This window comes from Halorubrum shenae, from assembly GCF_051194165.1.
Taxonomy (GTDB): domain Archaea; phylum Halobacteriota; class Halobacteria; order Halobacteriales; family Haloferacaceae; genus Halorubrum.
In genome coordinates, this window is the sequence record NZ_JBLZNI010000001.1 from 158,475 (window position 1) to 171,329 (window position 12,855).

10 protein-coding genes are annotated in these 12,855 nt (G+C 68.1%); 5 read left to right on the forward strand and 5 right to left on the reverse strand.

The genetic code is table 11. The features are described from left to right. Positions 1-52: 52 nt before the first annotated feature. The gene (gene glyA, locus ACNS88_RS00765) at positions 53-1,300 is read right to left on the reverse strand and encodes a serine hydroxymethyltransferase (protein WP_435092949.1); all 1,248 of its coding nucleotides are present in this window, start codon (positions 1,298-1,300) and stop codon (positions 53-55) included. Positions 1,301-1,488: 188 nt separating this feature from the next. Here glyA and tbsP point away from each other — a divergent pair, with 188 nt between their 5' ends. From tbsP to serS, 5 genes are all read left to right on the forward strand, one after another. Next, positions 1,489-2,304, forward strand: coding sequence for a transcriptional regulator TbsP (tbsP, locus tag ACNS88_RS00770; protein WP_435092951.1), 816 nt, complete (start codon positions 1,489-1,491; stop codon positions 2,302-2,304). Positions 2,305-2,388: 84 nt separating this feature from the next. Beyond that, complete coding sequence (locus tag ACNS88_RS00775) at positions 2,389-4,080, forward strand: YcaO-like family protein (RefSeq protein ID WP_435092953.1); 1,692 nt, start codon at positions 2,389-2,391, stop codon at positions 4,078-4,080. Between the two features lie 76 nt (positions 4,081-4,156). Next, on the forward strand, positions 4,157-4,495 hold the full coding sequence (locus ACNS88_RS00780) for a cupin domain-containing protein (RefSeq protein WP_435092954.1): 339 nt from the start codon (positions 4,157-4,159) through the stop codon (positions 4,493-4,495). A gap of 254 nt (positions 4,496-4,749) precedes the next feature. Beyond that, positions 4,750-4,959 carry a DUF1328 family protein gene (locus ACNS88_RS00785; RefSeq protein ID WP_435092956.1) on the forward strand — a complete coding sequence of 70 codons (210 nt, stop codon included), beginning with the start codon at positions 4,750-4,752 and terminating at the stop codon, positions 4,957-4,959. 133 nt (positions 4,960-5,092) lie between these two features. Then, entirely contained in the window at positions 5,093-6,463 is a 1,371-nt protein-coding gene (gene serS / locus ACNS88_RS00790; RefSeq protein ID WP_435092958.1) for a serine--tRNA ligase, read from the forward strand. A gap of 52 nt (positions 6,464-6,515) precedes the next feature. On the opposite strand, the gene ACNS88_RS00795 is transcribed toward serS, so the two are convergent. From ACNS88_RS00795 to nrfD, 4 genes are read right to left on the reverse strand one after another with little or no spacing between them, the layout of a single operon-like run. Next, positions 6,516-7,589 carry an Mrp/NBP35 family ATP-binding protein gene (locus ACNS88_RS00795; RefSeq protein ID WP_435092960.1) on the reverse strand — a complete coding sequence of 358 codons (1,074 nt, stop codon included), beginning with the start codon at positions 7,587-7,589 and terminating at the stop codon, positions 6,516-6,518. A gap of 11 nt (positions 7,590-7,600) precedes the next feature. Next, on the reverse strand, positions 7,601-8,323 hold the full coding sequence (locus tag ACNS88_RS00800; protein WP_435092962.1) for a TorD/DmsD family molecular chaperone: 723 nt from the start codon (positions 8,321-8,323) through the stop codon (positions 7,601-7,603). A gap of 5 nt (positions 8,324-8,328) precedes the next feature. Further along, entirely contained in the window at positions 8,329-11,586 is a 3,258-nt protein-coding gene (locus tag ACNS88_RS00805; protein WP_435092964.1) for a molybdopterin-dependent oxidoreductase, read from the reverse strand. Next, positions 11,583-12,854, reverse strand: a complete 1,272-nt coding sequence (nrfD, locus tag ACNS88_RS00810; protein WP_435092966.1) for an NrfD/PsrC family molybdoenzyme membrane anchor subunit — start codon at positions 12,852-12,854, stop codon at positions 11,583-11,585. The genes ACNS88_RS00805 and nrfD overlap by 4 nt, the downstream gene beginning before the upstream one ends. Between the last annotated feature and the right edge of the window lies 1 nt (position 12,855).

A 12,855-nucleotide genomic window follows, 5' to 3' on the forward strand; every position in this document is an offset into this window, starting at 1 on the left:
TTCGTCTGGCGGGCAGTCGCCGCCGATCGGGGTACCGCTACCCAGTGTGTCGTTACTTGTACAGCGGGTGCGCATCGCAGAGTTCGACGACGCGCTCGCCGACCTCGTAGATCACGTCGTCGCTGTCGACGTTGTCGACGACGCGGTGGATGAGGTCGCCGACCTCCCTGATCGCGTCGGCGTCGAAGCCGCGGGTCGTGAGGGCGGCGGTGCCCGCGCGGATCCCCGAGGGGTTGAACGGCGAGCGGGTCTCGCCGGGGACCGTGTTCCCGTTGAGGACGATGTTGGCGGCCGCGAGCGCGTCCGCGGCGTCGCCGCCGGGCAGGTCCGGATGTGACTCCCGGAGGTCGACCAGCACGAGGTGGTTGTCGGTGCCGCCGGAGACGAGCGAGTACCCGTGGTCCTGCAGCGTCTCGGCGAGCACCTCGGCGTTGTCGACTACGTTCTGCGCGTACTCGTCGAACGAGGGGTCGAGCGCCTCCTTGAACCCGACCGCCTTGCCAGCGATGTTGTGCATGAGGGGACCGCCCTGCCCGCCGGGGAACACCGCCTTGTCGATGTCGTCCGCGAACTGCTCGTCGCACATCACGATCCCGCCGCGACCGGCGCGGATCGTCTTGTGAGTGGAGCCGGTGACGAAATCGGCGACGCCGACCGGCGAGGGGTGAACCCCCGCGGCGACGAGCCCGGTGATGTGGGCGATGTCGGCGAGGTGGTAGGCGTCGACGGCGTCGGCGGCCGCCTGAATCTCCTCCCAGTCGACCGTGCGCGGGTACGCGGAGTAGCCGGAGACGACGATGTCCGGCTCGAACTCCTCGGCCGCCTCACGGAGCCCCTCGTAGTCGATGTAGCCGGTGTCGGTGTCGACCTCGTACTGCTCGACCTCGTAGATCTGTCCGGTGAAGTTCGCGGGGTGACCGTGCGAGAGGTGGCCGCCGTGGTTCAGATCGAGCGAGAGGATCTTGTCGCCGGGTTCTAAGACCGAGTAGTAGACGGCCTGGTTCGCCTGCGTCCCGGAGTGGGGCTGGACGTTGACGTGGTCGGCGCCCCACAGCTCCTTCGCGCGTTCGATCGCGAGCTCCTCGACCACGTCGGCGTACTCGCAGCCGGCGTAGTACCGCCCGCCGGGGTAACCCTCGGCGTACTTGTTCGTGAGGACGCTCCCCTGCGCCTCTAACACCGCCTCGCTGACGTGGTTCTCGCTGGCGATCATCGCAAGCGTCTGCTCCTGCCTGTCTCGCTCGCCGCCTAGCGCGTCGGCGACCGCGGGATCGACGTCCCGGACGTGGTCGTAGTCCATGTGTAAACTCCGGTCCGATCGGGCATTAATCCTTGCGTCACGCCGGTGGTGTGGCGAACTCAGATGGGCCGCAACCGACGAAACGCTGAATCCGGATTTTCGGGGGTTTCGACGGCTGAAAACACGTTGATCACTCTTTGAATCCCGTTAATATTAAATACGCAACTGACTTTCATTCGAAGAGGTAGATGGTATCAAATTTGCTGGAGGCAGACGTCGAAAACGTTCTCGACGCGGCGTTCGCGGGAGACGACGAAGAGCTGTTCATCGTCGACCCCTCCGCGGAGACGATCGTCTCGCTGGTCGAGGCGGCGATCGATCGCGACGACCTGCCGGAGATGTCGATGCTCGCCGACGAGCGGACGCTGAAGGACGTGACGAGTGACTTCCTCGTCGCGTCGAAGGCGGCCGACCTCGTCGCCGACGGCGCGCTCGACCTCCGCGTCCTCGACGAGGCGGCCGACAACGCGCTGTTCGTCTCCCCCTCGCGGGTGCTCGTCCTCGTGAGTACCGACGACCACGTCGCCGCGCTCGCCTCAGACGACGGCGAGTTCGTCGACGAAGTGTTCGAGACCCACGGCGATGCCTTCGACGACGCCGAACCGTACGGCCTTCGTACTCCCGCCATCTCCCGGGTTCGGGAGACGATGGCGGCCGAAATCGGTGAGGCGACCCGCGAGGACTTCGACGCGATGCTCGCCGCGATGGACTCCGCCCGCGGCGAGGACGGCGGGATCGACGAGGTAACGGTCTCCCTGCTCGTCGCGGCGAAGAACGACGTACTCTTGTACGACATCTCGAAGTGGGGCGAGGACGTGGGGATCGCCTCGAAGGCGACGTTCTCCCGCACGAAGACCCGGCTCGAAGACCTCGGGGTCATCGACACGGAGAAGGTCCCGATAGACGTCGGCCGCCCCCGACTCCGGCTCAAGCTCGGCGACGAGCGCCTCCACGACCTCGACGCCGCCGAGATCGTCGACGAAGTCGCGGCGATGTTGGCCTGACCGACGGGGAACTCGAATTCGCTCCGCGTCTCTTTCGATGCCGCCACCCGCGGCTTTTTTTCGCCCCTTCGTCTTAAGGGTGACATGGACATCGGACTTGTCGGCGACGGCCCCGCGGTCGACGCCGTCTCGGCCGCGCTCGGCGACGTCGACGTGAACGTGATGCCCGTCGAGGCGGGGCTGCTCGACGGGTTCGACCTCGCGGTCGTGGTCGACACCGCCGGCTCGGAGACGTTCGCGACCGCCGACGAGTTGCTCGACCGCTGGCTCGCGATCGAGGTCGGCGGACTCGGCGGCGTCCCGCTGGAGTCGGTCGACGCCGCGGTGAGCGCCTTCGACGAGACCTGCTACGACTGCCTCCGGCGACGGGTCGCGAGCGGCGGAGCCGAGGCCGCCGACGCGCCGACGGGTCGCCGGTCCGCCGTGCGCTACGCCGGCGCGCTCGCCGGCCGCCGGGTCATCCGCCTGCTCGCTGGCGACCCGGTCGCCGACACCGTCGTCGAGGTCCCGGGCGCCGAGCGAACGCTCCTCCCGGTCCCCGGTTGCGGATGCGGCAACGATCCGGACGACGCGCTGCCTCGGGAGGGCGAAGAGCGGTCGCTCTCGGACGCGGTCGACCGCGCCGAGCGTGCGGTCGACCCCCGGGTCGGCCCGCTCTCGGAGGTGGGCGAACAGGAGTCGTTCCCCGTCCCGTACTACGTCGCGCGGGTCGCGGACACGACGCCCTTCTCCGACGCGCGGGCGGCCGAGTTCGGCGGCGGCGTCGACGCCGGCTGGGACGCCGCGTTCATGAAGGCGCTCGGCGAGGGGTTAGAGCGGTACGCCGCGGGGGTCTACCGCGAGGCGTCGTTCACGCGGGCGCCGGCCGCGAACGTCCCGAACCCGGTGACGCCCGACGCGTTCGTCCGCCCCGATGGCGCGGAGCCGTACGACCCCGACGACCGGCTCCCGTGGGCGACCGGCGAACATCTCGGGAGCGGGGAGGTCGCGAGCCTGCCGGCGGAGTTCGTTCACTTTCCGCCGCCGGAGAACCGATATCGCCCCGCGATCACCACCGGGCTCGGACTCGGCAACTCCGGGCCGCACGCGGCGCTTTCGGGACTCTACGAGGCGATCGAGCGCGACGCGACGATGACGAGCTGGTACTCGACGGCTGACCCCCTCGGGATCGAGGTCGAGGACGACGGGTTCGCGGAGCTGGGGAAACGCGCCCGCGCCGAGTCGCTCGCGGTGACGCCCCTCCTCGTCACGACCGACGTCGACGTGCCCGTCGTCGCGGTCGGTGTCCACCGCGAGGGCGACTGGCCACGCTTCGCGGCGGGATCCGGAGCCGACCTCGACCCTGCGGCCGCGGCCCGGAGCGCGCTCGCGGAGGCGCTCCAGAACTGGACCGAACTCCGGTCGATGGGGCCAGACGCTGCCGCGGAGCAGGGCGCGGCGATCGGCCGCCACGCCGACTTCCCGGCGGAGACGCGGGCGTTCTTCGACCCGGACGCGACCGTCCCCGCCGCGTCGCTCGGCGAGCCGGAGCCCTCGGGCGCCGACGAGCTGGCCGCCGTCGTCGACCGCGTCGAGACGGTCGGGCTGGAGCCGTACGTCGCGCGGACGACGACCCGGGACCTCGCCGCGCTCGGCTTCGAGGCGGTCCGCGTGCTGGTCCCCGACGCGCAGCCGCTTTTTACCGGAGACCCGTTCTTCGGCGACCGCGCCAGCGACGTGCCCCGATCGATGGGGTTCGAGCCCGATTTGGAGAAGGGGTACCACCCGTTCCCCTGAGGCGGCAGGGGACTCCTCCGCGCGAGGGGCGCTTCCGATCACCCCGGTTTAAGCCCCTCGCAGTCCCGCATCCGCCATGGACGTACTCCCGGACGCGGACGTCGAGGCGACCGAGGCGGTCGACGGCGTGTTCCTCACGCAGGGCGCCGCCGGCGACGAGACGAGCATCCAGCGGTTCGTCATCGATCCCGGCGCCGAGGTCCCCAAACACGACCACCCCCACGAGCAGGTCGGCGTGATCACCGAGGGGACGATCACCTTCGTCGTCGACGGCGAGGACCGCGTCGTCGAGGCGGGAGACACCTACGTGATCCCGGGCGACGAGCCGCACGCGGCGCGCAACGACGGCGACGAGACCGTCGTCGGCTACGACATCTTCTCGCCGCCGCGGACGAACCCGGACTGGCAGGAGTGACGTACTCCCGTGCCAACTGATGCCGACGCTCCGATACGGTTGTGGGTCGCCCGCGGGGCGCTCGCAACGAGGGCGTCGACCGCGCCCGGCAAGCGGTGCCTGTCGCTGGCTTCGGGGACGCGCTGGCCGTCGGAATGGCGCTGCCGGCCGGGTGTTGAAGCGATAGTCGCTTCCGTCCCAATCCGACGCGGAAACCCTCGCAATCGGCCGATACGGCACTGTTAACTAAACAGGTGGGAGGTGAAGGTTCACGTATGAGTGTAACACAGGCGATTCACAGCGGAGTCATGGCTACGCCCCTACAGTTCGGGGGGGACCTGATCGGACTGGCGATTCTCTTCCTCGTCCTCGCGTTAGTCGCGGCGGTCCTCGGCGCCAGCGGCGTCGCCGGAATCAGTATGAGCATCGCGAAGTGGCTCGTCATCATCTTCGTCGTGCTCGCGGTCGTCACGTTCATCCTCTGATCCCAAACCGACCACAGTAACCCCTGTAGGCTCCGTTGACATTTTTCAGACGCAATATCGGATGACACAGCTCGGATGCGACGCTGCCGACGCTCCGATACGGTTTTGGGTCGCCCCGCGGAACTCCCGATAAATGCTATCTCGACAGTTCGTCCGGGAGAACCCCGAGGTCGTCCGCGAGGCGCTCGCCAACAAGGGCGTCGACGTGGACCTCGACCGGATACTCGACGTCGACGAGGAGTGGCGAGAGCTAAAGAGCCGCGGCGACGACCTCCGGCACGAGCGCAACGAGGTCTCCTCGAAGATCGGCGACCTCAAACAGGCCGGCGAGGAGGAGGCGGCTCAGGAAGCGATCGAGCGCTCACAGGAGGTCAAGACGGAACTCCAAGCGATCGAGGAGCGCGCCGACGAGCTGGAGGCCGATCTGGAGGAGTCCCTGCTCGAACTTCCGCAGATTCCCCAGGATTCGGTGCCGGTCGGCGCCGACGAGTCGGAGAACGTCGAGCGGCGCCGCGAGGGGTTCTCCGACCTGCGCGAGCTCCCGGACGACGTGGAGCCGCACTACGATCTGGGTGAGGACCTCGAGATCCTCGACTTCGAGCGCGGCGCGAAGGTCGCCGGCGGCGGCTTCTACGTCGCGAAGGGCGACGGCGCCCGGTTAGAGCACGCGCTGATCCAGTTCATGCTCGACGTGCACCGCGAGCAGGGGTACACGGACGTATTCCCGCCGATCCCGGTCAACTCCGAATCGATGCGCGGCACCGGTCAGCTCCCGAAGTTCACCGAGGACGCCTACCGCGTCGAGGGGACCAACGAGGACGCGTACGACGACGACGACCTCTGGCTGCTCCCGACCGCGGAGGTGCCCGTCACGAACCTCCACCGCGACGAGATCCTCCTCGGCGAGGATCTGCCCCTTAAGTACCAGGCGTACACGCCGAACTTCCGGCAGGAGGCGGGCGAGCACGGCACCGAGACGCGCGGGATCGTCCGCGTCCACCAGTTCAACAAGGTGGAGATGGTGAACTTCGTCCGACCCGAGGAGAGCGACGAGCGCTTCGAGGGCCTCGTCGACGAGGCCGAAGAGGTGCTGCGTCGCCTCGAGTTACCCTACCGCATCTTAGAGATGTGTACCGGCGATCTCGGGTTCACGCAGGCGAAGAAGTACGACATCGAGGTGTGGGCGCCCGCCGACGACATGGACGAGGGGCCCGAGCAGGGCGGCCGGTGGCTGGAGGTCTCCTCCGTCTCGAACTTCGAGGAGTTCCAGGCGCGTCGCGCCGGGATCCGCTACCGCGAGGAACACCACGAGTCCGCGGAGTTCCTCCACACGCTGAACGGCTCTGGGCTCGCGGTCCCCCGGATCGTCGTCGCGATCTTGGAGTACTACCAGAACGACGACGGCACCGTCACCGTCCCCGAGGCGCTGCGCCCGTATATGGGCGGCACCGAAGTCATCGAGGGCCACGATCCGGTCGGCGAGACGAAACTGGGCGGAGAGTAGGCTCCGAGACCGATCGGCGGCGGTTCCGTTCGGCCGATCTCACTGCGATTTTTCAGTCCGAGCCTGAATCCTGCCGCTGGTGGTGTCGTCGGAGGACTCCGACCTTATCCGCGACAGTAGCCGCCAGGTCCTGAAACGCCGCCGCGGTGTCGCCGTCGCCGGACACGATCGGCTCACCGTCGTCGGCTCCCGCGCGAATCGCGGGGTCCAGCGGCAGCGATCCGAGGTACGGGACGTCGACCGCGTCGGCGAGCGTTCGACCGCCGTCCTCGCCGAAGATGTCGTGCGTGTCCCCGCAACTGGGACAGACGAAGCCGCTCATGTTCTCGACGACGCCCAGCACGTTGGTCTGGTACTCGCCGAACATCTGAACGCCCCGGCGCGTGTCCCCGACGGCGACGGACTGGGGGGTCGTGACGACGACCGTTCCCGTGACGGGCAGGTTCTGAAGCACCGTCAGCTGGACGTCGCCGGTTCCGGGCGGGAGATCCACAACGAGGTAGTCCAGCGACCCCCACGACACGTCTTCGAAGAGGTCCGTGAGCGTGTTCTGTGCCACCGGACCGCGCCAGACGACCGGGTCGTCGTCTTCGATCAGCAGGCCGACGCTCATCAGCTTGAGCCCGTGGGCGGTCGGCGGTTCGATCCGGTCGTCGCCGTCGACGGTCGTCATGTCGGGATCGGTGTCGGAGCCGAGCATCTGCGGGACGTTCGGGCCGTACACGTCGGCGTCGAACAGCCCGACCTTCGCCCCGCGGTCGGCGAGGCCGGCGGCCAGGTTGACGGCGACGGTGCTCTTCCCGACACCCCCCTTCCCGGAGGCGACGGCGATCACGTTTTTGACGCCGGGCAGGACCGACGACTCGGCGGCGTCGAACAGCGGCACGTTCGCCGAGAGTTCGACGTCGATCCCCGCGTCGTCGGCGACCTCGCGGACGCGCTCCGCGATGGCGGCCTCGTCCGGCGCGTGCGGCGCGCCGAGCGCGAGCTCGACGGCGGCGGTCCCGTCGTCGATGGTGATGTCGGTAACGAGTCCGGCGGTGACGATGTCTGTACCGAGCGCCGGGTCGTCGACGGCGCGGAGGCGATCACGGAGGTCTGCGTCTGAGATGTCTGTTGTTGTCATCTGTCGTGTAGTTACGAGGGTGCTGTTTCGGACGGCTGTTCGTCGGCCTGTGCGACTTCCTGTGCGTCCCACGCGGTGAACGTCCGGGCGAGACGGGCGATCGCGGCGAAGACGCCTTCGACGGTGTCGCGGCTCGCGACGGCCTCCTCGAACCGGTCGATCCACCCCAGTCGGGAGAGCGTCCGGGCCTGGAGTTCGCGGACCGCATCGAGGTTCGACTCGCTTCCATCGCCTTCGAGGAGCGCCGCCTCTCGCTCGCAGAGCGCGCGCATGAACTCGAAGCAGGCGGCGATGTGGTCCGGAATGTCATCGCCGCGCTCGGGCGTGAACCCGGCGGCGGCGTACAGCTTCGCCATGTCGGCGGCCGGGTCTCCGAGGAGCTCCCCGGCCTCTCCGGCGGTGTGATGCCGCGAGTCGGACTCGAACGCCTCGCTCGGATCGACCGCGTGAGCGGACGCGAACGGCGGGGCGTAGTGGGTCCCGGGGACGACGAACAGGTTGTCGTACCCGATCGCCAGCGAGTCGGCGTCGTAGCCGTCGCCGCGCAGGTCCACCGTCTCGATGTCGATCGGGAACACGTCGGCGACGGTCGCGAACACTCCCCGGTCGAGCGCGGCGGCGATCGTTTCCGTCTCTCCGTCGAAGGTCGCGGCCAACAGCCCGTACAAGCGGGCGCGGGCCGTCGCCATCGCCGCGTCGTCGCGGTCGTCGTCTGTGTTCGTGTGTTCGGACACGCGAATCACCGCCGCTCCACGTCGACGAAGGCGTCGTACTGCGCGTTGCTCCCGCCGACGAGGTCCGAGAGGCCGGTGTCGCCGAGTTCCTCGTCTAACGGTTGGATGTGGTTGATCGCGAAGCCGGCGTCGCGCCCCTTCGCGTATCCGGCCTCCTCGGTCATCGGCTCGTCGAACTGGTAGTCGCTGTGGCCGTCGGCCTCGACCGCTGACCGCGTTTCGCCGTCGATCGTTTCGGGCGTCGCGCCGTCGCCGGTCCGACCCCAGCCCCACATCGCGCCGACGACGCCGGGTCGGATCCCGCCCGTGACCATCGCGACCGCGTCGGCGGTCTCCCGACCGGCGTCGATGCGGATCTCGTCGCCGTTCTCGATGCCGCGCTCCTCGGCGTCCTGCGGGTTGATCCACACGGGATTCTCCGGGCGGGTCTCGCGGAGCCACGGGCTGTTCTGGGTGCGGTGCATCCCCTGCGTCCGCGGCTTCCAGTTGATCAGCCGGAGCGGGCGCTCCGGCTCGTCGTCGCCGCTCACCGCGGCCTGGACGGTCCCGTCGTAGTGTTCGACGTCGTCGACCCTCGGGAGGGGGTCGAACCGCTCGCCGGTGAACGAGTGTTTCCCGTTGGGGACGACCTCGCTGTAGAAGTCGACGCGGGACTCGAGCTTGTACCGCATGTGCTCGCCGTCGTAGGCGTTCGAGTCGTCGCCGCGCTCGGCGTAGTCGTAGCCGTGGCCGTTCTCGGCGAACGCCTCGTCGTAGCCCTCGGTCGGCTCCTCGAAGCGGCCGCCCCGGTTCAACACCGTGACGACCTTCGGCCACTCCTCGTCGGTGACGGCACCCCGCCAGCGGTCGAGGTCGAACCGGTCGCCGAGCCCGTTCTCGTGGCTCTCGCGGAACACGCGCAGCCCGTCCTCGCTCGCGTCTGCGACCGGATCGCGACCGTACGCGATGTTGGCCGCGAGCTTCAGGTAGAAGTCCTCGGCTTGCTCGAGCGGCCACAGGTCGCCGTCAGCGTCGGGAATCGATTCTGCACCGACGCCGGGGAGATCGAGCTCCGACCACAGCTCGATGAGCACGTCCTCGAACGGACGCGCGTTGGGGACGACGGAGACCGCCGGCTGGCTGATCTTCTCGTCGGCCAGCCGCTTGTTCGGGTACGTCCCGAAGTTCTCCCACCGTTCGAGGTAGGTCGGCTCGGGCAGGATGTAATCGGCGTACTGACTCGTTTCGCCGATGACCGTGTCCGAGGCGACGATCAGCGGGATCGTGTCGGTATCTTTGAGGATCGCCGGAATCTCGTCGCCGCCGGCGACCGCCATCACGTGGTTGTTCGAGTACGGCCGGATGAACAGCGCCTCGACGCCGTATGGGTACTCCTCGGCGGCGCTGCCGTAGAGCTCTTGGGTCGCCTGCGGCGGCGCGACGGGGAACCACGGCCGCTTCGCCGGGTAGCCGCCGTCGCGGTCGAACAGCGAGGTGTCCTCGTAGTTGACGCCGCCGCGAAGCAGGGGGATCCCCCACGGCGAGTACCCGTCCGGGACCGAGCCGAGCTGGTACCGGCCGGACATCGTGTCGTAGCCCGCGTAGGGCGTGATCTGGCCGCCCTTCCAGTCGTAGTTCCCGATGAGGTGCTGGAGGGTGGCGATCGCCCGCGTGTTGTAGAAGCCGTTCGTGTGCTTCGCCGGGCCGCGATAGGCCATGATCGCTGCGCGCTTGCCGTGGCTGGTGAACTCGTCGGCGATCTCGGCGATCTGATCGGCCGGCACGCCGGCCATCTCGGCGTACTCCTCGACGGTGTGTTCGAAGACGCGGTCACGGTACTGGTTCCAGACGCTCTGGACCGCCGTCCCGTCGACGGTCACGTCGACGTCGAGAACGGCGGTTTCGACCTCGCTCGCGGGGCGCGGCTCGCCCGTGGCCGCGTCGACGGCGACGAAGTCGTCGGCGGCCTCGGCGTCCTCGTCGACGAGTCCGAGGTCGCCGGCGCGCGCCTTCGGTCCCGCGGGCTCGTCGACGAGGACGAGGTGCGTCGCGTCGCTCCACGTGGGCTCGTCGTCGTCGCTCGCGGCCGACTGCGAGGGGTTCTGGAGGTACGTCAGGTCGTGGCGGTCGTTCTCGATGATCCACCGCGCCATCCCGAGCGCGAGCGCCCCGTCCGCGCCGGGTTCGACGGGGACCCACGTGTCGGCCTTCTCGGCGGTCTTCGACAGGCGCGGGTCGACGACGTCCATCCGCATCCCGTCCTGGATGGCGTTCGTCAGCTTCGGTGCGAGCCACGTCGGACCCTTGTTGGCGACCATGGGGTTGGTCCCCCACGCGATGAGGTACTCGCAGTTCTCGATGTCGGGGTACTGCCGTTTCTTCTTGGCGTCGTGGGAGCGCACGTTCCCCATCACGCTCGAGAACCCACAGGTCCCGGCGTGGTGGATGCTGTTTATCGATCCGAGCCCCTGATGCCAGAGCCGGTTCCGGATGAAGTTTCGGCGGAACCCGCCGACGTCGACGATCTGGTTGGACTTCGGGCCCATGTCGGGGTGGTCGGTGTCGATGAGGTCGTCGGCGTACTTCTCGTCGAACGCCGACTTGGACAGCTCGCCGTTCTGGACGGCCTCCCAGTCGCTCATCACCGCCTCCTGCGGGGCGTATCCCCAGAGGTCTTTGAGCCCGGGGTGGCCGAGGTCCTCGTCGCCCTCGACGATGTCTCGAATCACTTGGTCCCACGAGACGGTCTTCCACTCGCCCGACCCGCGCGGACCGACCCGTTTCATCGGCTGACGGACGCGGTAGCTGTCGAAGGCCGTCTGGATGCCTGCCTGTCCTTTTAAACAGATCCGGCCGCCCGACAGCGACCAGCGGTCGGTGTCGACGTCGCCGCTCCCCTCGACGTCGCCCATCGCCACGTCCTCCGGATCGCTCCCGTAGGGCACCTGCGAGAACGGCTGCGTGTTGAGGAACGAGTATGGGTTCCCGGCGAGCTTCCGGACGAGCGAACTGTACTCGCCGGTCCCGCTCCCGTCCGCGAGTTGGACCTTGATCGGACAGAACGTGTTACACTGTCCACAGGTGGTGTGTATCACGTCGCTCGCGCCGTACTCGCCGTAGTCGTCCCCGACGTAGTGAAGCGTATCGTCCGTCCACAGGTCGTCGACGTCGACGTCGACCGCGGCGTTGCTCGCCGCCGCGATAACTCCGATACTCCCGGCCGCCTTGACGAAGTCGCGGCGCGAAACCGTCGCGCCGTTCTCGCCCGAATCGTCAGTACTCATTCGTGGTCACCTCCCGTAAGCGGCGTCAACGGCAGCGTCTCCGCACCCAGCGTATACAACAGCAGGCCGACGCCGATCATGCCGATACTCGTTCCCCACTCGACGAGCGTCGGGAAGTACGACCCGTGGGGAAGTCCCTCCATCACCGGCATGATCTGCGCCGGGACGACGATGTTGAACCGCACCGCGACGATCCCGATAACGACGCTCAGTCCGGCGAGCACCATCACCGACGGCGTGCGCCGCCACGACCGCTTGCTCAGCAGGACCATCGGGAACACCCAGCTGAAGCCGATCATGAACCACCAGAACGACCAAGACATCGGGCCGTACATGATGACCCGCCAGGTCTCGATCTCGTGGGGGTGGACGCTGGCGATCGCGATGAACGTCTCGATGGCGGTCAGGGCGGCGTCAACGATAATGAAGCCGATCAGGAGCTGTGCGAGTCGGTCGAGCAGATCCGGGTCGACCGACTCGCCGTCGAACAGCCGCGTTCGAAGCACGTATACCACCATCACGAGCGCGGTCCCGCTGAGCAGCGCCGAGATGACGAAGATCACCGGAAACAGCCCGCTGTTCCAGTAGGGTCGGGCTTTCGAGACGGCGAACAGCACGCCGGTGCCGCCGTGGACCATGAAGATCGCCAGCGGGATCCCGACGATCCCGGCCCGTTTGAGCCAGCGCTGGTCGAACGCTTGGGACTCATCGCTCGTGTCCAGCCGACCGAGCGCGAGCGCCGCGTAGAACCGATTTTTAAGCCCCGAGGTGCGGTCTGCGACGCGCGCGAGGTCGATCCGCATCGAGAAGTACAGCTCCGTGACTAGAATGCCGATATAAGCCACGTAGGCGTGGACCTCCCACGAGAGCGCGGACGTCAGCTGGCGCCAGAGGAACGGGAAGTACATCCGGTCCATCCGTCCGAGGTCGATCCAGACGAACAACAGCGCCACCGCCATACTGATGATGGCCGCGAACAGCGCGTCGCGGTCGATCCTGTGCATTCCCTCGACCTCGAAGACGTTGGCCATCGTGCTCACGAGGAACGCGCCGGCGGAGAGGCCGACGAAGTAAATGTAGAAGGCGACCCACGCGCCCCACGGCACGACGCTCGTGAGGTTGGTCGTCGCCATCCCGCCCGTGAGCCGCAGGTACGTCGCGTACGCGCCGACGGCGACGAGGACGCCGACGATCGCGTACCAGGCGGCGCGCAGCCGGTCGTCTTCGAATCCCGGATCGAACTCGAAGCGTGAACTCTGTGTCGCCATT

What these genes read in the sequence shown, in the direction of transcription:
- serS (WP_435092958.1), top strand. Translation starts at nt 5,093, where the DNA reads ATGCTATCTCGACAGTTCGTCCGGGAGAACCCCGAGGTCGTCCGCGAG.
- ACNS88_RS00795 (WP_435092960.1), bottom strand. Translation starts at nt 7,589, where the DNA reads ATGACAACAACAGACATCTCAGACGCAGACCTCCGTGATCGCCTCCGC.
- ACNS88_RS00785 (WP_435092956.1), top strand. Translation starts at nt 4,750, where the DNA reads ATGAGTGTAACACAGGCGATTCACAGCGGAGTCATGGCTACGCCCCTA.
- tbsP (WP_435092951.1), top strand. Translation starts at nt 1,489, where the DNA reads ATGGTATCAAATTTGCTGGAGGCAGACGTCGAAAACGTTCTCGACGCG.
- ACNS88_RS00805 (WP_435092964.1), bottom strand. Translation starts at nt 11,586, where the DNA reads ATGAGTACTGACGATTCGGGCGAGAACGGCGCGACGGTTTCGCGCCGC.
- nrfD (WP_435092966.1), bottom strand. Translation starts at nt 12,854, where the DNA reads ATGGCGACACAGAGTTCACGCTTCGAGTTCGATCCGGGATTCGAAGAC.
- ACNS88_RS00780 (WP_435092954.1), top strand. Translation starts at nt 4,157, where the DNA reads ATGGACGTACTCCCGGACGCGGACGTCGAGGCGACCGAGGCGGTCGAC.
- glyA (WP_435092949.1), bottom strand. Translation starts at nt 1,300, where the DNA reads ATGGACTACGACCACGTCCGGGACGTCGATCCCGCGGTCGCCGACGCG.
- ACNS88_RS00775 (WP_435092953.1), top strand. Translation starts at nt 2,389, where the DNA reads ATGGACATCGGACTTGTCGGCGACGGCCCCGCGGTCGACGCCGTCTCG.